16 protein-coding genes are annotated in these 20,559 nt (G+C 73.2%); 10 read left to right on the top strand and 6 right to left on the bottom strand.

Annotated elements, in window-relative coordinates; translation table 11 throughout:
• Positions 1-88 precede the first annotated feature (88 nt).
• Entirely contained in the window at positions 89-487 is a 399-nt protein-coding gene (locus SCATT_RS32095) for a cupin domain-containing protein (RefSeq protein WP_014151190.1), read from the bottom strand.
• Between the two features lie 89 nt (positions 488-576).
• A complete protein-coding gene (locus tag SCATT_RS32090) occupies positions 577-1,164 on the bottom strand; it encodes a TetR/AcrR family transcriptional regulator (RefSeq protein ID WP_014151191.1) in 588 nt (195 codons plus the stop codon).
• A gap of 129 nt (positions 1,165-1,293) precedes the next feature.
• Between SCATT_RS32090 and SCATT_RS32085 the strand changes: the two genes are divergently transcribed.
• Positions 1,294-1,767 carry a nuclear transport factor 2 family protein gene (locus SCATT_RS32085; protein ID WP_014151192.1) on the top strand — a complete coding sequence of 158 codons (474 nt, stop codon included), beginning with the start codon at positions 1,294-1,296 and terminating at the stop codon, positions 1,765-1,767.
• 9 nt (positions 1,768-1,776) lie between these two features.
• Here SCATT_RS32085 and SCATT_RS32080 read toward each other — a convergent pair whose 3' ends face one another.
• Entirely contained in the window at positions 1,777-3,642 is a 1,866-nt protein-coding gene (locus SCATT_RS32080) for a right-handed parallel beta-helix repeat-containing protein (protein ID WP_014151193.1), read from the bottom strand.
• A gap of 110 nt (positions 3,643-3,752) precedes the next feature.
• Here SCATT_RS32080 and SCATT_RS32075 point away from each other — a divergent pair, with 110 nt between their 5' ends.
• The 5 genes from SCATT_RS32075 to SCATT_RS32055 all read left to right on the top strand — a co-directional run bounded on the left by SCATT_RS32075 (position 3,753) and on the right by SCATT_RS32055 (position 13,135).
• Positions 3,753-4,664 (top strand): TetR/AcrR family transcriptional regulator, encoded by a 912-nt coding sequence (locus SCATT_RS32075; RefSeq protein WP_014151194.1) that lies wholly within the window; start codon positions 3,753-3,755, stop codon positions 4,662-4,664.
• A gap of 393 nt (positions 4,665-5,057) precedes the next feature.
• Complete coding sequence (locus SCATT_RS32070) at positions 5,058-7,694, top strand: SpoIIE family protein phosphatase (protein WP_014151196.1); 2,637 nt, start codon at positions 5,058-5,060, stop codon at positions 7,692-7,694.
• Between the two features lie 136 nt (positions 7,695-7,830).
• Complete coding sequence (locus SCATT_RS32065) at positions 7,831-8,730, top strand: RNA polymerase sigma factor SigF (RefSeq protein WP_014151197.1); 900 nt, start codon at positions 7,831-7,833, stop codon at positions 8,728-8,730.
• 266 nt (positions 8,731-8,996) lie between these two features.
• Positions 8,997-12,470: a S8 family serine peptidase gene (locus tag SCATT_RS32060; RefSeq protein WP_014151198.1), complete on the top strand. Its 3,474-nt coding sequence runs from the start codon at positions 8,997-8,999 to the stop codon at positions 12,468-12,470.
• Positions 12,471-12,706: 236 nt separating this feature from the next.
• Positions 12,707-13,135, top strand: a complete 429-nt coding sequence (locus tag SCATT_RS32055) for a hypothetical protein (protein ID WP_014151199.1) — start codon at positions 12,707-12,709, stop codon at positions 13,133-13,135.
• 97 nt (positions 13,136-13,232) lie between these two features.
• On the opposite strand, the gene SCATT_RS32050 is transcribed toward SCATT_RS32055, so the two are convergent.
• The gene (locus SCATT_RS32050; RefSeq protein ID WP_014151200.1) at positions 13,233-14,066 is read right to left on the bottom strand and encodes a class I SAM-dependent methyltransferase; all 834 of its coding nucleotides are present in this window, start codon (positions 14,064-14,066) and stop codon (positions 13,233-13,235) included.
• A gap of 115 nt (positions 14,067-14,181) precedes the next feature.
• Between SCATT_RS32050 and SCATT_RS32045 the strand changes: the two genes are divergently transcribed.
• Entirely contained in the window at positions 14,182-14,760 is a 579-nt protein-coding gene (locus tag SCATT_RS32045; protein WP_014151201.1) for a helix-turn-helix domain-containing protein, read from the top strand.
• A 51-nt stretch (positions 14,761-14,811) separates the two neighbouring features.
• Here SCATT_RS32045 and SCATT_RS32040 read toward each other — a convergent pair whose 3' ends face one another.
• Positions 14,812-15,546: an NADPH-dependent F420 reductase gene (locus tag SCATT_RS32040; RefSeq protein ID WP_322972872.1), complete on the bottom strand. Its 735-nt coding sequence runs from the start codon at positions 15,544-15,546 to the stop codon at positions 14,812-14,814.
• Positions 15,547-15,592: 46 nt separating this feature from the next.
• Positions 15,593-17,017 (bottom strand): DUF1259 domain-containing protein, encoded by a 1,425-nt coding sequence (locus tag SCATT_RS32035; protein WP_014151203.1) that lies wholly within the window; start codon positions 17,015-17,017, stop codon positions 15,593-15,595.
• Positions 17,018-17,412: 395 nt separating this feature from the next.
• Between SCATT_RS32035 and SCATT_RS32030 the strand changes: the two genes are divergently transcribed.
• The 3 genes from SCATT_RS32030 (at position 17,413) to SCATT_RS32020 (ending at position 20,540) form a co-directional block, all read left to right on the top strand.
• Positions 17,413-18,234, top strand: coding sequence for an acetoacetate decarboxylase (locus tag SCATT_RS32030; protein WP_014626944.1), 822 nt, complete (start codon positions 17,413-17,415; stop codon positions 18,232-18,234).
• Between the two features lie 190 nt (positions 18,235-18,424).
• Complete coding sequence (locus SCATT_RS32025; RefSeq protein ID WP_042507717.1) at positions 18,425-19,309, top strand: 3-hydroxyacyl-CoA dehydrogenase NAD-binding domain-containing protein; 885 nt, start codon at positions 18,425-18,427, stop codon at positions 19,307-19,309.
• Between the two features lie 31 nt (positions 19,310-19,340).
• Positions 19,341-20,540: an acyl-CoA dehydrogenase family protein gene (locus tag SCATT_RS32020; RefSeq protein WP_014151207.1), complete on the top strand. Its 1,200-nt coding sequence runs from the start codon at positions 19,341-19,343 to the stop codon at positions 20,538-20,540.
• Positions 20,541-20,559: the final 19 nt, after the last annotated feature.

Genomic DNA, 20,559 nt, shown 5'->3' with positions numbered 1-20,559 from the left:
CCGCCCCGGCGCGGTGTCGTTCCGGGGGGACCGCGGCCATTGTCCCCGCAGCCGGTGGTGGTGCCGGGCGCGGGGGTGGCCGGGGGTGTCAGCCGGAGGTGGTGGCGGTCTCCTCGGCGGGGGAACGGGGCACCGCGTAGCCGGGGACCGAGGGCCAGCGCACGGTGAGCACGACGGATTCCTCCTCGGCGACCCAGGAGTGGTCCACGCCCTTGCCCCACACGACGTAGTCGCCCTGCTCGCTCAACAGGACGCTGCGGCCGGGGAGTTCGACGCGGAAGCGACCGCTGATGAGGACGAGCAGGGCGGTGCGTTCCTCACCGCGTACCCACTGGGCGCGCTCGTCGCCGCGCGGGTGGACGCCCCATTTGATCTCCACGGCGTCGCTGTGCCGGGGGTCGCCGCCCTCCTTGAAGTGACCCAGCAGCCAGCCCCGGTCCAGTGGCGCGTCCACGCCCGCGTTGCCCACGTACACGTTGTCGTTCATACCGCGACGCTAGGTCCTGCGGGATGTCGCGATCAAACGGCCGCCTGTGAAAGACCTCCGGGGCTCGGAGCGGTCCCCCGGCCGGTTGGTCAGGCGCTCGACGGGGTTGCGTTGCGTGTGGAGGCGGGCGTGCGCAGCAGGAGGAGCGCGGCGTCCCGTGCCTGGTGCGCGGGTTCGGGTGTGCCGAAGATCGCCGCGGTGGTGATCGCTCCTTCGGCGAGGAGCGCGAGCTGGCCGGCGAGTCCGGCGGGGCGTCCGGCCGCCGCGACGAGGCCGGCGAGGTAGTCGTGGAAGGTCTTCTTGTGGTGCCGGGCTTCTTCGGCGACCTCGGGTGAGACCGCGCCCAGCTCGCCGAAGGAGTTGATGAAGGCGCATCCGCGGTAGCCGGGGTCGGAGAACCACGTGTGCAGCCAGTCGAAGACCGCGGTGATCCGCTCCTCGGGCGTCGGCCGCGCGTCGACGTGGTCGGCGAGGGCCCGCTGCCACCGCGCGTCCCGCTGCCGGAGGAATTCCAGCACCAGTTCTTCCTTGGAGGGGAACAGCTGGTAGAGGCGTTTGAGCGACACCCCGGAGGCGTGGCGTACCGCGTCCATCCCGACGGCCTGGACGCCCCGGCCGTAGAACAGCTCCTCGGCCGCCTCCAGCACGCGCGTCCGTGCCGTTTCGTGGTCCAGCATCTATGCCCCCTTGCGCGGAGAACGGACGTTCTCTACTCTAGCAAGCACCGTGAGAACGATCGTTCTCCGATGGTTTCCGAGGCCCGCCGGCGTGCGGGCGCCCCGGACTTCGAAGGAGTTGAAGCCGACATGGCCGACAGCACCCGCCCACCGGTACCCCCGTTCACCCGGGAGACCGCCATCGAGAAGGTCCGGCTCGCCGAGGACGCGTGGAACACCCGTGATCCGCGGAAGGTGTCGCTGGGCTACACGGTGGACTCCCGGTGGCGCAACCGCGCGGAATTCGCCACGGGCCGGGACGAGATCGTCGCGTTGCTGACCCGCAAGTGGAACACCGAACTCGACTACCGGCTGATCAAGGAGCTGTGGGCGCACGGCGGCAACCGCATCGCCGTGCGCTTCGCCTACGAGCACCGCGACGACGCCGGGAACTGGTACCGCTCCTACGGCAACGAGAACTGGGAGTTCGACGAGCACGGCCTGATGCGCACCCGTCACGCCTCCATCAACACCCTCCCGATCGCCGAGTCCGAGCGCGCCTACCTCTGGCCGCTGGGCCGCCGTCCCGACGACCACCCGGGCCTCAGCGACCTCGGTTTCTGAGGACGCCCGCTAACCTCCCCGGCGGCCCGCGGCGGACAGGATGGCGGCGCCCGCGGGGTGGGCGGCCAGTGCCTGGTCGAAGTCACCGGCGGGCAGCACGGTGTTGGCCGCGTGGAGCACACCGGCGGGCGGGTCGTCGTCGCCGGCCGGGTGGTCGTCCCAGAAGTTGCCGACGAAGGCGACGTTCTCCAGCGGCGGGGTGACCCGCAGCACGATCGGGGCGTCGGCGCGGTGGACGACGTTGCCCAGTACGGTCACCCAGGCGGCGCCGTAGTCGGTGTAGAGGCCGAAGTTGTAGGGGGTGAGGGTGTCCCGTACCACGTTGCCGCGGACCAGGGTGCCGTCGGCGTAGCAGGTGCCCTGGGGGCCGGCGAGGTAGATGCCGCCGCCGTCGGCGAGGACGGTCATGGTGTGGTGGACGAGGTTGTCCTCGATGCGCACCCGGGCCGTGCGGTCGCCGCCGATGACGACGATGCCGCTGTAGGGGACGTGGTGGATCTCGTTGCGGGCCACGGTGACGTGGTGGCAGTCGGCGATCCAGACGGCGGGGGTGCCGTGGTATTCGCGGCCGGTGTGGTGGATCAGGTTGTCCTCGACGCGGACGCCGGCGGTGCGGTCCAGGGACACGGCGGCGCCGGAGACGTCCTCGACGAGGTTGCCGGTGACCGTGTTGTCACCGCCGGGGCCGCTGAAGCCGATCGCCCCGGCGCCGAGTCCGGTGAAGCGGTTGCCGTGCAGGGTGATCCGGGTGGCCGAGGTGAAGCGGACGGCCGAGGGCACCAGCGCCGGGCGCCCCGGGACCGCCAGTTCGGCCATGCCGTCGGCGACCGTGACCCGCTCCAGCGGCCCGCCGTCGTGGTAGGTGTTGCCGTGGTAGTGGGCGAAGCCGCCGGGGCCGCCCGGCGCGGTCCACCCGGCGTGCCGGAAGGTCAGTCCGCGCAGGACGACGTCGTGCAGTGGACGGTCCTCGGTGCCGGCGCCGACCAGGAGTTCGTCGAGGACGGGCACGACGAACTCGGTGTGTTCCGGGTCCTCGCCGGGGCGGGGCAGGTAGTGCAGGACGTGGTGGCCGGGGGTGGAGCGGTCCAGGGCGAAGGTGCCGGGTTCGGTGAGGAAGCTCGCGCTGTTCTCGGCGGAGGCGGGTACGCCGAGGGAGCCGCGCTCACCGTTGGCTGCGGCGAGTTCGCCGTGGAACCGTGCCGCGTACAGGTCGCGGGCGTGCCGGAAGGCGGGCTGCGCCATGGTGATGGTGGTGGACGCGGCGTCGCCGGTGATCTCCGCGACCGGGCAGCGTGCCTCGGACCACGGGTTGACACCGGTGTGGACGAACTCGATGCTCGCCGGGTCGTGCCAGGACTGCGGGAGCACGCTGTCCGTGACGTAACCCGTCTCGGTTGTCGTCACGTTGCCGGGGATGCCGGGGCGGAGCGAGGCGCGTTCGGCGCGGCGGCCGTCGACGTAGAGCTGCCGTGGTTCCAGTGGCCCGATCTCCGCGCGCCACACACCGCCGGGGTCCGGAATCCATCCGGTGACCGGGCGTCCGCCGCTGAGTACGGCCTCCTCGGCGTGGTCGGTGCCGTAGCCGTACGCCTGGTAGATCACCCGGTGGCCGTCGGCGCCGCTGTCGCCGGGGTGGGCGCCGAGCACCCAGGGCTCGTCCAGCCGGTAGGTGCCGGCGCGGAAGGAGACCACCACGTCGCCGCCGTCGGGTGCGGGGGTGCGGGAGCGGACCACGCGCAGGGCGCCGCCCGGGGTGGCCAGGGGCCGGTCGAGGGTGCCGGGCCAGGTGTCGTCGCCCCAGGGGGCGACGTGGAGCCGGTTGCCGCGAGGCAGCTCGGTGGTGGGTGAAGCGGCCTGGGGCTCGGTATCGTCCATGGCTCCGCCTTTCGGGGGCGCGGGTGTGGTGGGTGACGCATACGGCGTAAGCTGAGCGCGTACACCGTAGACGAGCGGGCCGAGCGCCTGTCAAGAGCGAGGAGTCGGACGTGGAGGCGACGGAGCCGGCCAGGCAGACCGCGCGCACCGTCGAGCTGTTGTGGGGTCCGGGGGCGGACCGGGAGCGGCCGGGGCTGAGCACGGCGGCGATCGTGTCGGCCGCCGTCGCGCTGGCCGACGCCGAGGGGCTCGGGGCGCTGTCGATGCGCCGGATCGCCGAGCGGCTGGGGTTCACCGCGATGTCGCTCTACCGGCACGTGCCGGGGAAGGCGGAGCTGATCGACCTGATGCGGGACGCGGTCGTCGGGGAGCTGGACCTCGCCGAGCCGGCCGACGGCGGCTGGCGCGGCGCGCTGGAGGCGTGGGCCCGGGCGCACTGGGCGCTCCACCTCAGGCATCCGTGGCTGGTGCACAGCGACGGCAGCAGACGCGTGCCGGGCCCCAACATCGTCGCCGACTTCGACCGCGCGCTGGCCTTCGCCGAACGCACCGGGCTGCCGTCGGCCGCGGTGGTGGCCGTGGTCGGGCTGGTCGCCGGGTTCGTCGGGGGCGCCGCCCGCCAGGTGGAGGAGGTCGTGCGGCTGGAGCGCGAGTCCGGGGTCTCCTACGAGCAGTGGTGGCGTGGCCAGGGTGACCTCTTCGCGCGCATGGAGTCCTTCCCGGCGATCGGCCGCCACTGGCGCTCCGGCGGCTTCGACGCCCCCGAGGACCCCTTCGACTTCGGCCTCGCCCGCACCCTGGACGGCGTCGAACTCCTCGTCCTCCGGCACCGCGAGGAGTCCGCCGGCGACGGAATCCGTTACGGAAAGCGTGACGTAAAAACGACGCCACCCGTGGCCCACTCCTGCGCCCTGTGCGGCGACCCGCTCCCCCCGGCCACCCGGGGCCGCCCGCAGCGCTACTGCTCACAAGCGTGCCGCCAGCGCGCGTACCGGCGGCGCCACCCGTCCGGCTCCGGCTGACGGGGGTTCCCCGCCGCACGGCAGCGGGCCGGGCCCGGTCGGCGCGGTGGCCCCCGCACTCGTCCCGCGTAGCCCGGTGGCGGGGACCCGGTGACGGGCGGCCTCCCCGTGACGCCGCGCCCCGGCCCCCGCCCCCGTCACCCCGCGCGGAGCCGCACGGGGTGCCGCCGCCCGACCGTACGGCACGCGGCCACGCGCACCGCATCACGTCCCGGCGGACCGGCTGGGATGGATGGCGGGGCGGGATGGATGTAGACATGGAGCATGGCCTGGTTCCGGGGCCGCTTCCCCTGGCACACGGACCGCCCGGCCGCCGGGGCGCCACACGGTGGTGACGGGCGGCGGCCAGGGCGAGGCGGGTCGTGGGCGGTGCCGGGGCGGCGCCCGCGGCCGATGACGAGTGCCCGCAGCGTCGCCGGGCAGATGTTCCTGCTCCAGGTGCTGATCGTGCTGCTGCTGGTGGTGGCGGCGGTGGTCACCTTGCTGGTCCAGGCGCGCAACGACCGGTTCGACGGGGCGCGCGGCCGGTCGCTGGCGGCGGCCGAGTCGTTCGCGCACGCGCCCGGACTGGTGGCCGCGATGCGCGGTCCGGACCCGCCGGCGGTGCTCCAGCCGCGTACCGAGGCCGCCCGCCGCCAGGGCGGGCTCGACTTCATCGTGGTGATGAACCGGCAGGGCATCCGCTACACCCACCCGCTCCCGTCCGAGATCGGCAAGCACTTCGTCGGCACCATCGGCCCGTCACTGCACGGTGCCGTCACCATCGAGGTCGTCCACGGCCCGCTCGGCGAGGAGACCCAGGCGGTCGTACCGGTGGAGGACAGCCACGGCGCGGTGGTCGGCATGGTGGCGGCCGGGCTCAAGGTGAGCCGGGTGAGCAGCGCCTTCAACCGGCAGCTCCCGGTGATCCTGGGGGCCGGCGCCGGCGCCCTGGCGTTGGCGATGGGCAGCACGGCGCTGGTCAGCCGCCGGCTGCGGCGGCAGACGCACGGGCTGGGCCCGGCCGAGATGACCCGGATGTACGAACACCACGACGCCGTGCTCCACGCGGTCCGCGAGGGCGTCCTGATCGTCTCCGGCGACGACCGGGTGCTGCTCGCCAACGACGAGGCGCGCCGGCTGCTCTCGCTGCCCGAGGACGCCGAGGGGCGCCACGTCACCGACCTGGGCCTGGACGCGCAGATGGCCGAGCTGCTGGCGGCCCACCGGGTGGTCAGCGACGCGGTGGTGGCCGTCGGCGACCGGTTGCTGGCGGTGAACAACCGGCCCACCGACCGCGGCGGCGGCCCGCCCGGCAGCGTCGCCACCCTGCGCGACTCCACCGAGCTGCGCCAGCTCGCCGGCAAGGCGGAGGGCGCCCGCAGCCGGCTCAAGCAGCTCTACGACGCGAGCATCGCCATCGGCACCACCCTCGACGTCCGGCGCACCGCCGAGGAGCTGGCCGAGGTGGCCACCCGCAGGTTCGCCCGGTTCGCCACCGTGGACCTGGCCGAGGCGGTGCTCGGCGGTGACGAGCCGAGCGTGCTGGCGAACACCGGCTCGGCCCGGCTGCGCCGGGTGGCGGTCGGCGGATCCGGCGACGACCACCCGCTGTACCGGGCGGGCGAGGTGGTCACCTTCGCCGCGCCGACCCCGCAGGCCACCGGCTTCGTCAGCGGACGCGCCGTGCTCGTACCGGATCTGCGCGAGGCGGCCGGGTGGCGCAGCCAGGATCTGGAACGCACCCAGGAGGTGCTGGACTACGGGCTGCGGTCGCTGATCACCGTGCCGTTGAAGGCCCGCGGGCTGCTGTTGGGGATCGTCAACTTCTGGCGCGGTCCGGAGGGCGGCCCGTTCGAGGGCGACGACCTGTCGCTGGCCGAGGAGTTGGCGGCGCGGGCCGCGGTCTGCGTCGACAACGCCCGCCGTTTCACCCGCGAGCACGCGATGGCGGTGGCGCTCCAGCACAGCCTGCTGCCGCGCGGGCTGCCCGAGCAGAGCGCGCTCGACATCGACCACCGCTACCTGCCCGCCCAGGCCGGGGTGGGCGGCGACTGGTACGACCTGATCCCGCTGTCCGGGGCCCGGGTGGCGCTGGTGGTGGGGGACGTGGTGGGCCACGGACTGCACGCGGCGGCCACGATGGGCCGGCTGCGTACCGCGGTGCAGAACTTCTCCGCGCTCGACCTGCCGCCGGAGGAGGTCCTGGGCCACCTCGACGAGCTGGTCAGCCACATCGACCAGGAGGCGGCCACCCCGGACGGGGAGGAGGACGTCACCGGCGCCACCTGTCTGTACGCCATCTACGACCCGGTGTCCGGGACGTGCGACGTGGCCCGGGCCGGCCATCCGCCGCCGGCGGTGGTGGCACCCGACGGCACGGTGGACTTCCCGGCCGTGCCGGTGGGGCCGCCGCTGGGGCTGGGCAGCATCAGCGGGCTGCCGTACGAGGCCGCCCGGGTGCGGCCGGCCGAGGGCAGCAGCCTGGTGCTCTACACCGACGGCCTGGTGGTGGACCGCCAGGGGGGCGCCGACGACGGTGTCCGGATCCTCGCCCGGGCGCTGGCCCGTCCCGGCCGCACCCCGGCGGAGATCTGCGACGCCGTGCTCGACGTGCTGCCACCGGCCGGGCAGACCGACGACGTGGCGCTGCTGGTGGCCCGTACCCGGCTGCTCGGCCGTGACCGGGTGGCCGAGTGGGAGTTGCCGTTCGAGCCGTCCGCGGTGGCGCAGGCCCGGGCCGACGTCGCCGACCAGCTCGCCCGGTGGGGGCTGGACGAGATGGTGTTCACCACCGAGCTGGTGCTCAGCGAGCTGATCACCAACGCGATCCGCTACGCCTCCGCGCCGGTCCGGGTACGGCTGTTGCTGGACCGCGCGTTGATCTGCGAGGTCTCCGACAGCAGCAGCACCTCCCCGCATCTGCGGTACGCCGCCGCGGAGGACGAGGGCGGGCGCGGGCTCTTCCTCGTCGCCCAGCTCACCGAGCGCTGGGGCACCCGTTACACCCCGGACGGCAAGGTGATCTGGACCGAGCAGGCGCTGCCCTGAGCGCGTCCCGTCCCAACCTCCGCATCGCATGACGAGGTTGGCGGATATCCGTCATGTTTGAACCTCTGGGAGCGGGTAGACGCAACGATGCACTCACCACTTACCGCGACCCCAACGGGAAATCGGGAGGGCAGGAATGTCGGTCCAGCTCACGGAAGAGGTCACCACGCCGGTCGGCGGGGACGAGGCGGATGACGCGGGGCTGGAGGCAGCCGGGAAGCAGGGGTTCGACGAACGGCTGGACGCCGCGCTGCTGGACGGCGCCGCGAGCGCGGCCGAGGTGCGCCAGATCTCCAAGGTGATGTTCGCGCGGCTGGCGGTGCTGGAGGAGGGCACCGAGGAGTACCAGTACGTACGCAACACGCTCATCGAACTCAACATGGCTCTGGTGCGTTTCGCCGCCAAGCGCTTCGGCAACCGGGCCGAGCAGATGGAGGACATCCTCCAGGTGGGCACGATCGGTCTGATCAAGGCGGTGGACCGGTTCGACCCCGACTACGGTGTGGAGTTCGTCACCTTCGCGCTGCCGACGATCATCGGGGAGATGAAGAGGTTCTTCCGGGACACCAGTTGGTCGGTGCGGGTGCCGCGGCGCCTGCAGGAGCTGCGGATCGACCTGGCCAAGGCGACCGACGCGCTCGCCGCCGAGCTCGACCGCGCCCCGACCACCGCGGAGCTGGCGGCGCGGCTGGACATCGGCGAGGAAGAGGTGGTCGAGGCGCAGGTCGCCGCCAACGCCTACACCGCCTCCTCGATCGACGCGCAGGCGGGCGACGACGAGGACGACGGCACCGCGTGGGCCGACCGCCTCGGCGCCGAGGACCCGGCGCTGGAGGGCGTGGAGAACCTCACCGCGCTCGCCCCGCTCGTCGCCGAGTTGCCGGAGCGTGAACGCGCCATCCTGGCCATGCGGTTCAGCGCCGACATGACGCAGAAGCAGATCGGCGAGCGGCTGGGCATCTCGCAGATGCACATCTCGCGGCTGCTGTCGCGGACGTTGGGCAAGCTGCGGGAGGGTCTGCTCGCGGAGAGCTGAGCCGGCCCGGACCGGGGCCGGAGCGGGCCTTCCCGGCCCGTCGGCACCCCCCGATACCGGGATCAGCCGCCGGAACGCGTCGTTCCGGCGGCTCTTTACCGACAACAGGCCGAACCAGGGCCTGTTTCCTCTTGTCGTGGACACGGTTCATGCGTTGGAATGCGTGAGCTTGTCGGGACGGGCGTTCCAGAAGCAGGCATGCGTCCGACCCGGGACCCCTGATGCGGGACGCCTTCCTGATGTCGTGTCAGACGAGAGGGAAGTGCATGACCGGCTGGCGAAAACCACCGTTGACCGCCGCCGTCGCGGTCGCCGCGGCGGCGTTGGTCCTCACCTCGGGGGCCGGCGCGGGCGCCGCAACCGTACCCACCCCGCCGGATCCGGCGAGCGGTGGGGCGGCGACCCCGGTGATCGTGGTGCTCAAGGACCAGATACCCGCGGCCCCCGCGGACCCGGGACACCTCAAGGCCCGCAAGGAGCGCACGGCGGTGGCGCAGGCCCCGCTGCTGGCGAGGGTGCGGGCCCAGGGCGGTACCCACGTCAAGAGTTTCGTGGTCGGGAACGCGTTCTCGGCCACCGTTCCGCCCGCGTTGCGGGCCGCGCTCGCCGCCGACCCGGCGGTGGCCGCGGTGGTGCCGGACACCAAGGTGCCGGTGACCCCGCCCGACGGCGGCTCGGCGGCCGGCGGCACCGGGACGCGGCCGGGCGGCCCCAAGGCGTCCGCGCACGCCGTCAAGGGCGGCCCGGACAGCACGCGGACCCCGGACGCGATCTGCCCCAAGGACCCGTCGAAGCCGCTGCTGGAGCCGGAGGCGCTCTACTCCACCCACGTGGAGGCCACCGCCGGCCACCCCGGCGCGGCGAGCCTGGCCGACGGCAAGGGCGTCAAGGTCGCCTACATCGCCGACGGACTCGACCCGGACAACCCGGACTTCATCCGCCCCGACGGCTCCCACGCGGTCGTGGACTACCAGGACTTCTCCGGTGACGGCACGGCCGCCCCGACCGGCGCCGCCGAGGCGTTCGGCGACGCCTCCGCGGTGATCGCGCAGGGCCGGCAGTCGTACGACCTGTCGCAGTTCGTCAACCCCTCGCACCCGCTGCCCAAGGGGTGCACCATCCGGGTGCGCGGAATCGCCCCGGGCGCCTCGCTGGTGGCGCTGAAGGCCGGCGGTGAGCTGCTGCCCAACTCGGCCATCCTGCAGTCCATCGACTACGCGGTCTCGGTGGCCCACGTCGACGTGCTCAACGAGTCGTTCGGCAGCAACGTCACCCCGGACAGCGGTGCCCACGACACCATCTCGCTCTTCAACGACCAGGCGGTCGCGGCGGGTGTGACGGTGGCCGTCTCCAGCGGTGACGCGGGGATCAACGGCACCATCGGCACGCCGTCCACCGACCCGAACGTGATCTCGGCCGGCGCCTCGACCGACTCCCAGCTGTACGCGCAGACCGGTTACGCGGCGACCAGGTTCTCCAACGGCACCTGGGCGGACGACAACATCTCCGCGCTCTCCTCGGCCGGCATCACCCAGGGTGGTCGCACCGTGGACCTGGTGGCGCCCGGCGAATCCGACTGGGCGCTGTGCACCCCGGACCTGACCAAGTACACCGAGTGCACCAACTACGCGGGCGGCGCCAGCCCCATCCAGCCGTTCGGCGGCACCAGCCAGGCCGCCCCGATGACCGCGGGCGCGGCGGCGCTGGTGATCCAGGCGTACCGGGACACCCACCACGGTGCCTCGCCGGCCCCGGCGCTGGTCAAGAAGTTCCTCACCGGCACCGCGCACGACCTGGGCGTCCCCGCCCAGGAGCAGGGCGCGGGTCTGCTGGACGTGCGCGCCGCGGTGGAGGCCGCCCGGGGTTACGCCGGCGGTTCCGGCGCCAAGGACAGCCGCAGCCTGGTGGTCTCCTCCGGCCAGCTGGACATCACCGGTACCCCCGGCTCGGCGCACACCGCCGACATCCCGGTGACCAACACCGGCCGGACCGCGCAGAAGGTGACCGCCGCCACCCGTACGTTCGCCCCGCTGGCGGACTCCCGGCAGACGGTGGCGCTCGACTCCTCGTCCTCCGACACGTTCCCGTACGCCACCAACGGGGCGCCGTGGGTGGCGCGTCAGGTGAGGTTCACGGTGCCGCGCGGCGCCGACCGGCTGGCCGCGTCGATCGCCTGGAAGGGCGCGCCGCAGAAGTCGGGGAACAACACGGTGACCCCCGTGGTGCGGATGACGCTGCTCGACCCGTCGGGCCGCTTCGAGACCAACACCCGTCCGCAGGGCGGCGCGGTCTCGGCCAACTTCGGCATCGTGGACGTGCCGCACCCGGTGGCGGGCAGCTGGACGGCGGTGCTCTACACCCCGGCCGGCAGCGCCGGTTACACCGGTCCGGTGCTGCTGGACACCGCGACGCAGCGGGCGGTGGCGGCCGGTTCGGTCACCCCGCGCACGGTCACCCTGGCGCCCGGGGCCACCACCAAGCTGCGGGTGCGGCTGACCACCCCGGCGGCCGGCGGTGACACCGGCGAGTCGGTGACCGTGGCCGGCTCCGGCGGACGGACCACCAGTGTGCCGGTGATCCTGCGCAGCCTGGTCCCGGTGGCGGGCGGCACCGGCCGCTTCACCGGAACGATCACCGGCGGCAACGCCCGCAGCTACTCCCCCGCGCAGACCTTCACCTACGCCTTCGACGTCCCCCGCGGCAAGCGTGACCTGCGGGTCGGGCTGACCGTGGCCAAGGACCCGAACCTGCTGATGCAGGGCGTGCTGGTGGCCCCGGACGGCACCCCGGCGGACGCGGAATCCAACGCGGTGCTGGACACCAACGGCAACCCGGTCGGCACCGGCCGCGGCGTCTCGGTGACCACGCTCAACCCGGCGCCGGGCCGCTGGCGTTACGTGCTCGTGGTGGCCAACCCGGTCAGCGGCGCGGAACTGAGCCAGCCGTTCACCGGCGCCATCGGCTTCGACCAGGACCGGGCGAGCGCCGCGGCGCTGCCGCACGGCGCCGGTACCAAGCTGGCCGCGGGCAAGCCGGTCACGGTGCGGGTGCGGTACACCAACAACACGGCGGCGGTGCAGCGGGTGCACGCCGAGGGCCGGCTGAACACCCGGGTGGAGCTGGCGCTGCTGCCGCAGGGCGCCTCGGCCACCGTCGGGCTGCCGCTCACCCCGACCTCCACGGTGCCGTCGTTCCTGGTGCCGCCGGGCACCGACCGGCTCACCGCGGCGGCGGCCTCCACGACCCCGGCGCAGCTCGAACTGAGCGCCACCACCAGCTCGCCGGACCTCTTCGGCGACCTGAAGTCGGCGCAGGCCGGCTCCACGGTGTCGGCGGTCACCGACGCGGGGAGCGCGGCGCAGCCGGTGGTCTCCGGGTACTGGAGCACCTTCGTGCAGCAGATCGGGCCGTTCCCGGCCGGCGGGGCGCCCGCGGGCTCCTCCACCATCAGCGCGAGCGCGCACACCCTGGCGTTCGACCCGGCGCTGACCTCCGCCACCGGTGACCCGTTCGCCGCCGGGGTGCGCGGCCAGGCCCCCGCGACCGCTCCGGTCGAGGTCAAGCCGGGTGCCACCGGCGATGTCGAGGTGACCATCACCCCGACCGGCCGCAAGGGGACCACCGTGCACGGCGTGCTCTACCTGGTGACCGCCCCGGGCGGGGTGGCCACCGCCAACAGCCAGGTGGGCATCACCGGTTCGGTGCTGGCGGCGCTGCCGTACAGCTACACCGTGAACTGACACGACAACAGGTACAACACCGAGGCCGCTCCGGATTTCCGGGGCGGCCTCGGTGCCGTACGCGGTCCGGCGCACCGACGAGGCGCACCTCACGCACCACGCCGCGTCAACTGCCCCCACCTGCCCATAGGATGCCGCTCGACCGAACACAACTGCTGTCGTCGTCGCCCGCCGAGCCGTGGCCCTCCGCCGCGCCTCACCGACCAGGGGCGGCGGCGCAGGGGGGAAGGAACCTCATGAAGTCGTCCCGTCTCGGACGTCGTGTCGCCGGCACCGCCGCCGTGGCCCTGCTCGTCGGCGCCGGCGCGCTGGCCACCGCCGGTCCGGCCGCCGCCAAGGCCAACGTCATCACCATCAAGAAGGTCGCGCTGCACTCGCCCGGCCTCCAGGTGAACGTCACCTACTCCTGCGACCCGGGCATGCACCACCAGCTCGTCGCCAACGCCACCGCCGTCGACCAGCCCGACACCGACCGGTCCATCGCGGCCGGCACCATCAAGTCCGCCAAGCTCGTGTGCGACTACAACGACCACAACGCCACGGTGAACCTGCGCGCCGCCACCGGTTCGCACTTCTCCCACGGCGAGCACGTCCGCGTCGACGTCTGGTACTTCGACGAGGACGGCTTCAGCTACGCCCAGGAGCAGACCGTCGCGCTGCTGTGACCGTTCCCCCTCCGGGGGGCGCGTTCACCACACAGCCGGCCACCGCGCGGACGGCCCTGCCGGCGCCGACGCGGTGGCCGGCCCCGCCGGGACGGGCTCAGGCCACCGGACGCCTGGCGAAGTGCACCGTCTTGGCGAGCAGCAGATACACGTCGGGGCGCCGGTCGATGCCCGCAGGGTCGGCGGGGTCGAGCAACCGGTCGAGGGTGGCGACGTCGTCGGCGCACAGTTCGTCCGCGAGCATCGCGCGCTGCCGTTCCAGCATGCCGCGTAGCGAGCGCCGGTAGCGCTCGTCCAGCGGGGCCGGGTGGTCCACGACGAACGTCCTGCTGCGGGCCTCGGTGAGTCCGGCGGCCCGCAGCATCGCCGGCCAGTCCTCCACCGTCCGTACCGTGCCCGGCAGTTCGCGGCGCATCCGGTCGAACCGGTCGGCCATCGCCACGTCCAGCCGTGTCTCCAGGGCGGGGCGGCCGAAGCCCAGGTCGCGCGGGAGGAAGCGGGCGGGCAGGCCGCCCTCGACCACGGCGAGCACGCCGCCGGGCGCGAGCAGCGCGGCCAGCCGGTCGAGCGCGCCCTGCTGGTCGGCGATGTGGTGGACGACCTGCCCGGTCCACACCAGGTCGGCCGGGTCGAGCCCGGTGAGCCCGGCCGGGATCTCGGCCACCCGGGTACGCAGCCGCACCCCGAGGCGTCCGGCCCGCAGCGCGGCGCGCTCCAGCAGTTCCGGGGTGCCGTCCACCGCGGTCACCTCGGCGTCCGGGAAGGTGGCGGCGAGGCGGCAGGCGGCGACCCCCGGACCGCTGCCGATGTCCAGGATCCGGCGCGGGGCGAGCCCGGCCAGCTCCTCCAGCGCCGCGGCCACGTAGGGGCCGTGCGCCTCACCCTCCAGCTCCAGCATGTCGGCCATCGCAGCCCAGTCGAAGTCGTTCATCCCACCCGCTCCAGTGTCTTCCTCGGACGGACCGGTGGGTCACGCCCACCGGAGGCGACCTTGCGCCTCGCGGGGAGGACTTGACAAATGCTGTTGCTGGTTCAGCAATAAAGACATGGAAGACGTCCTCTCCGCGGTCGGTCCGCGGCTCAAGCGCATCCGGCAGGACCGCGACTGCACGCTCGCCGCGCTCTCCGAGGCCACCGGGATCTCGGTGAGCACGCTCTCCCGGCTGGAATCGGGGCAGCGCAAGCCCAGCCTGGAACTGCTGCTGCCGATCGCCCACGCGCACCAGGTGCCGCTGGACGAACTGGTGGGGGCGCCCCCGGTGGGTGACCCGCGGGTACGGCTGAAGCCGGTACGGCGCGGCGACGACTCCACCGTGGTGCCGCTCAGCCAGCATCCCGGCGGCCTTCAGGCGTTCAAGATGATCATCGGCCGCTCCGGCGAGTCGCCCGACCCCCGCAGCCACGAGGGATACGAGTGGCTCTACGTGCTCGCCGGCCGGCTGCGGCTGGTCCTCGGCGAGCACGACATCGTCATGAAGGCCGGCGAGGTCGCCGAGTTCGACACCAGGGTGCCCCACTGGTTCGGCACCGCGGACCGCACCCCGGTGGAGGTGCTCAGCCTCTTCGGCCCGCAGGGGGAACGCATGCATGTGCGCGCCAAGCCGCGGAGCCGGCGCGGCGGGTGACCCGGCCGGGGGGCGTCGGCCGTCCCGGCCGGGGTACGCCGGCGTCCCGGCTCAGGCGCGGAACGACTCCGGGCGCTCCGGGGAGGCGGCGGCGAGCGCCTTGGTGACCTCCTCGACCCCGCCGCGCAGACCGTAGACGGGGGTGCCGGGCTGCTGGCGCCAGGACTCGTCGATGCCACCGGCGTCCACGGTGTCGAAGCCGAGTTCGTCGACGAGGTCGCGCACGATCCGCTTGGCCGCCTCGTCGTCCCCGGCCACCGGCACGGCGATCCGCTCGGGGTCGCCCTTGGGCCGCGGCTTGTCGAGGAGGTCCTGCGCGTAGGTGCCGTTGAACACCTTGACCACCGGGTGGCCGATCTGCCGCTCGGTCCAGCGGCTCTCGGTCAGCCCCTCCTCGATGGCGGCGATCCTGCCGTCGCGCTCCTTGGGGTAGTAGTTGCCGGTGTCGATCACCGCGACGTCCTCGGCGGCGCCGTCGAGGATCCCGGACGGCAGGTCGGGCACGTTCTTCAACGGTACGGTCACCACCACGACCCGCGCCCCGCGTGCCGCCTCCGTCACGGTGACCGGGGTGGCCCCGGTCTCCTCGGCGAGCGCGGTGAGGGTGTGCGGGCCACGGGAGTTGGCGACGGACACCTGGTGTCCGAGCGCGGTCAGCCGACGCGTGAGGTTGCCGCCGATGTTGCCCGCGCCGATGATGCCGATCTTCATCGTGAACCTTTCGATGGGTGTGCGATGCGTGTCGGCCGCGGGTCCCGCACCCTCGGCCCGCTGATCGACAACCACCGGCGCCCCGGGGTTCTTCCCTCATGGGGAATGTTGTCGCGTCGGCCTAGCGTCGTACGCGGAAGTCCTGGTCGTCACAGCGGGACGAGCCGCAGTCGGGGGCCTCGTCGTCCGCGTCGTAGCGGTCGGTGTCCGGCCGGGCGTGGACGTCCCGGGCGTGGTCCTCGCCGTGGTCGTCACGGTCGTCGCGGTCCCCTCGGTCGCCCCGGTCGTCGCGTGCGTGGTCGTCACGCGCCGGTTCCCGCCCGCCGTGTTCTCCGGTGCCGTGCTGTTCGCCGCTGTGTTGTTCCTTGCCGTGTTGTTCCTTGCCGTGCTCTTCCCCGCCCGGCCGCTGGTTGCCGGTGGGTTCCTTGCGTGGGGGTGCCATGTCGGCGGTGTCGAGTCCGGCGCGCAGGCCGCGGGCCACCTCGGCGGCGTCGCCGACGGCCCAGAAGTGCAGGAAGAACACCCGGGGTTGCTCGTCGAGCATGTGGTTGTGCAGTTCCACCAGGCGGATGCCGTGCTCGCGCAGCGCGCGCATGGCGGGCTGCACCTCGTTCGCGGTGAGGATGAGGTCTCCGTTGGCCGCGACCTTGCCCCGGCCCAGCGCCTGGAACATGATCGCGGTGTTGCAGCCGATGGAGCCGGGGAGCACGTGCCCGTGGACGGTGACGGGTTTGCGCCGGGAGACGAAGACCAGGTAGACCTTGCCTTCCCGGTTGCCCTTGCGGCCCAGTTCGCGGTCGATGGCCAGGGTGTCGAGTTCCGGGGATCTCGCGGGCTCGTGGGTGGTGTCCTGGTTCTCGGGGCGGTGGCGTGCCGGGCTGCCGCCGACCTCCAGCACCCGCTTGAGCCGGTGGGCCAACGACTCGGGTTCGCCCATCGCGTGGAAGTGCACCCACCACAGCGGCGGCGTCTCCTCGGACAGGTGCTTGTGCAACGCCGTCTGCTCGATGCCCGCCGCCCGCAGCGCGTCGATGGTCGGGTCGACCTCGTCCGCCGTGAGCACCAGGTCGCCCATGAGCATGGTGCCGTCGCAGTAGCGGACGAACGCGGCGCTGCCGGCCAGCGCGAGCGGCGGCACCACGGTGACGCCGTGCGTGGTGACCCGCAGGTCGTCACGGGGCAGCAGGAACCCGAAGGTCACATGGTCGCGTACCGCACCTTTGCGGCCGAGGATCTCGGAGACCGTCGTCCAGTCGGCCTCGGTGGTCCTGCGCGGCTGCTGCACGGCGGGGCAGCCGCGGTGGCCGTGGGCGCCGGCGTGGACCGGTGCGGAGTGGTGGCCGTGGTGCGCCGCGGGGTGCCGGTGGGTCACGGGCCGGCCGTGGTGGGCGTGGTGGCGGCCGTGGTGGCCTGGTCGCCGGTGGGGACCGTCGGACGCGGCGGCGTCCATGGCGCCGGCGGTCAGCGTCACGGCACAGGTGGTCAGCGCGATGGCGGTACGCAGCAGGGCACCGGCGCGGTCGGCTCGTCCTCGGCTGTCGGCCATGTCAACCCTCGGGTCCAAGAAGCCGGCGCCCCCGCGGGGTGGACCGGCTTGCGGTCGGTCGGCACGGTGGATTCCGTGCGCCAGGACGGCGCGGCGGGGACGATGGCGCCCGCCGGTACGCCGTCCCCGTACGCCCTTCCCCGCCGCCGCGCGCCGTTGTCACGCCGGGGGCGCGCTTCACCGTGCTGGCCGCCGTACGTCACCCCGGGTGGTGAGGCCGACCGGGTGCCTCGGCGGTACGCGTGCCGGAGGCGCGGTGCGGCAGGCGGCGACCGGTGGTGGCATTCCCGCTCCCGGCGCTCCCCGCGTGCCAGGATGAAGTGACCCACCTCACGCGAGGCGCGGTACTGCGCCCCTCCCCTGGCGGGCACCCGCTCGGCGAGGAGACGTCTTGGATGCCCGGAACACCCCGCGAGCCGTCAGGAGGCAAGCAGGTGCGAGCCGAGGACGTGCTCAAGCACTCCACCACACCGCTGGCAGGCCCGGCTTTTCCCGCTCCCCCCTACCGCTTCACCGACCGCGAATACCTCACCGTCAGCTACCTGACCGACATCGACGTGGTGCGCCGCCTGGTGCCGGAGCCGTTGCGCGTCACCGAGCCGCTGGTGCGGTTCGAGGTGATGCGGATGCCGGACGTGACCGGGCTCGGTGACTACACCGAGGCGGGCCAGCTGATCGCCGTCGAGTACGAGGGCGAACGCGGCGAGTACGCCCACGCGATGTACGTCGACAGCGGCCCGGCCATCGCCAGTGGCCGGGAGGTCGGCGCCTACCCGAAGAAGACCGGGGCGCCCCGGCTCCAGGTGGACTCCGACACGCTGGTGGGCACCGTCGACTACGGTTCGCTGCGGGTGGCCACCGCGACGATGGGCTACAAGCACCGGGTCGTGGACCCCGAGGCGGCCCGGGAGCGGATCGGCACCCCGGCGTACCTGCTCAAGACGGTGCCGGGGTACGACGGACGGCCCCGCATCTGCGAGTTGGTGCGCACCCGGATCACCGACCTGACCGTCAAGGGCGCCTGGTCGGGTCCGGCCCGGTTGCAGTTGTTCGCGCACGCGCTGGCGCCCATGGCCGATCTGCCGGTGCGTGAGGTGGTCGACGCCTGTCACATCCTCACCGACCTCTCGCTGGGCAGAGCCCAGGTGGTCCACGACTACCTCACCGGTGCCGCCCCGGGTCACGCGGCGGACACCGGCCCCTACCCGGCCGGCTGACCCGCGTTCCCCGCCGGCGGCACCGTACCCGGCCGCGGAATCCGGCAACCCACGACCGGTCCCGCCCGGGACCGGGGCAAGGAGCACGCCACCATGAACACCCCGCCACCGGCCGCCGACGTACTCTCCCGGCGCTCCCGGGTCACCCTGGTGGGCGCCGGGGGTCATCGGGATCTCCTGGGCCGCGGTGATGCTGGCCCACGGGCTGCGCGTCACCGTCAGCGACCCGCAGCCCGACGTCGAGTCCCGGGTACGCCGGGCGCTGCCGCTGATCGCGCCGGCGCTGCGCGCGCTCGGGCTGCCCGTCGAGGACCTCGACGCGCGGCTGTCCTTCGAACCGGACCTCGCCCGGGCCGTCGCCGACGCCGACGTGGTGCAGGAGAACGGGCCCGAACGGCTCGACTTCAAGCGGCAGTTGTTCGCCGCCGTCGAGGAGGCGGCGCCCGCCGGGGCGCTGCTGCTCAGCTCCACCTCGGGGCTGCGGGCCACCGACATCTGCCAGGACATGCGCCGGCCGGGCCGGCTGCTGGTCGGCCACCCGTTCAACCCGCCGCACCTGGTGCCGCTGGTGGAGGTGGTGCCCGGTCAGCTCACCGACGAGTCGGTGGTCACCGAGGCCGTCGCCTTCTACCGGGCGCTGGGCAAACGCCCCCAGGTGATCCACAAGGAGGTGCCCGGCTTCGTGGCCAACCGGCTCCAGTCGGCGCTCTTCCGCGAGGCGGTCCACCTGGTGGCCGAAGGCGTGGTCACCGAGGCGGAACTGGACGACGTGGTGACCTCCTCGATCGGGCTGCGCTGGGCGGTGGCCGGTCCGTTCCGCACCTTCCACCTCGGCGGCGGCCCCGGCGGACTGACCGACTTCCTGGAGCACTTCGGACGCAACATGGAGGCGGGGTGGGCCGGGCTCGGCCATCCCCGGTTCGACGAGGCCACCGTGCGGCTCCTGTCGCGGCAGGCGGAACGGGACTTCGGCGGGCGGCCGTACCAGGAGCTGGAGGCCGAGCGCGACCGGGGCCAGATCGCCGTGCTGCGCGCGCTCGGCCGGACCCCGGCCGACCACGGCTCCGCGCACTGACGTCCACCCCGACCCAACCGAAGGGACCGCCATGTCCGTCAGGCAGAAAAGGATCGACCAGGCCGCCGTGGAGGCCGACTTCTTCCACATCAGGGACGTCCTCACCGCGGACGAACGGGCCACCCTGGAACGGGTACGTGACTTCCTCGACCGCGAGGTGCGTCCGGGGGCCAACGAGCGGTGGGCGGCCGAGGAGAGCCCGCTGCACCTGCGCGACCGGATCCGGGAACTCAACATCACCGGCACCTACGCCGACGACCCGAGCGTGGCCCCGCGCAGCTATCTGCTGACCGGGATGATCGGCATGGAGATGGCCCGGGTGGACCCCTCCTTCGCCACCTTCTTCGGGGTCCACGGCGGCCTGGGCATGGGGTCGATCCGGGAGTGCGGCTCGGACGAGCAGAAGGAACGCTGGCTGCCGTCGATGGTGCGCTGGGAGAGGATCGGCGCCTTCGGGCTCACCGAACCACTGGTCGGCTCCGGCACCGCCGGCGGCCTGACCACCACCGCCCGCCGCGAGGGCGACACCTGGGTGCTCAACGGCGAGAAGAAGTGGATCGGCAACGCCACCTTCGCCGACCTGGTCGTCATCTGGGCCCGCGACGAGGCGGACAACCAGGTCAAGGGGTTCGTGGTGGAGCAGGGCACCCCCGGGTTCACCCCGGAGCGGCTGCGGCAGAAGATCTCGCTGCGTGGTGTGCACAACGCCCACATCGTGCTGGACGACGTACGGGTGCCGGAGGAGAACCGGCTGCAACGCGCCAACAGCTTCCGGGACACCGCACGGGTGCTGAAGACCACCCGCGGCGGGGTGGCGTGGAGCGCGACCGGGTGCGCGATGGGCGCCTACGAGGCGGCCCGGGCGTACGCGGTCGAACGCGAGCAGTTCGGCCGTCCGATCGGCGGCTTCCAGCTCGTCCAGGACCTGCTCTCCCGCATGCTCGGCAACATCACCGCCTGCCAGGCGATGGTGATGCGCATGGCCGAACTGCACGACCAGGACAAGCTCAACGACGCCCAGGCGGCGCTGGCCAAGATGTTCTGCACCACCCGGATGCGGGAGACCGTCGCCTGGGCCCGTGAGGTCTTCGGCGGCAACGGCATCCTGCTGGAGTACGACGTGGCCCGGTTCTTCGCCGACGCCGAGGCGCTCTACTCCTACGAGGGCACCCGCGACATGAACTCGCTGATCGTCGGCCGTGCCTGCACCGGTTTCAGCGCCTTCGTGTGACCCGTCCGCCCCCGACCAC

Source organism: Streptantibioticus cattleyicolor NRRL 8057 = DSM 46488, from assembly GCF_000240165.1.
GTDB classification, from domain to species: Bacteria; Actinomycetota; Actinomycetes; order Streptomycetales; family Streptomycetaceae; genus Streptantibioticus; species Streptantibioticus cattleyicolor.
This window is presented reverse-complemented; position numbering and strand designations above follow the sequence as displayed.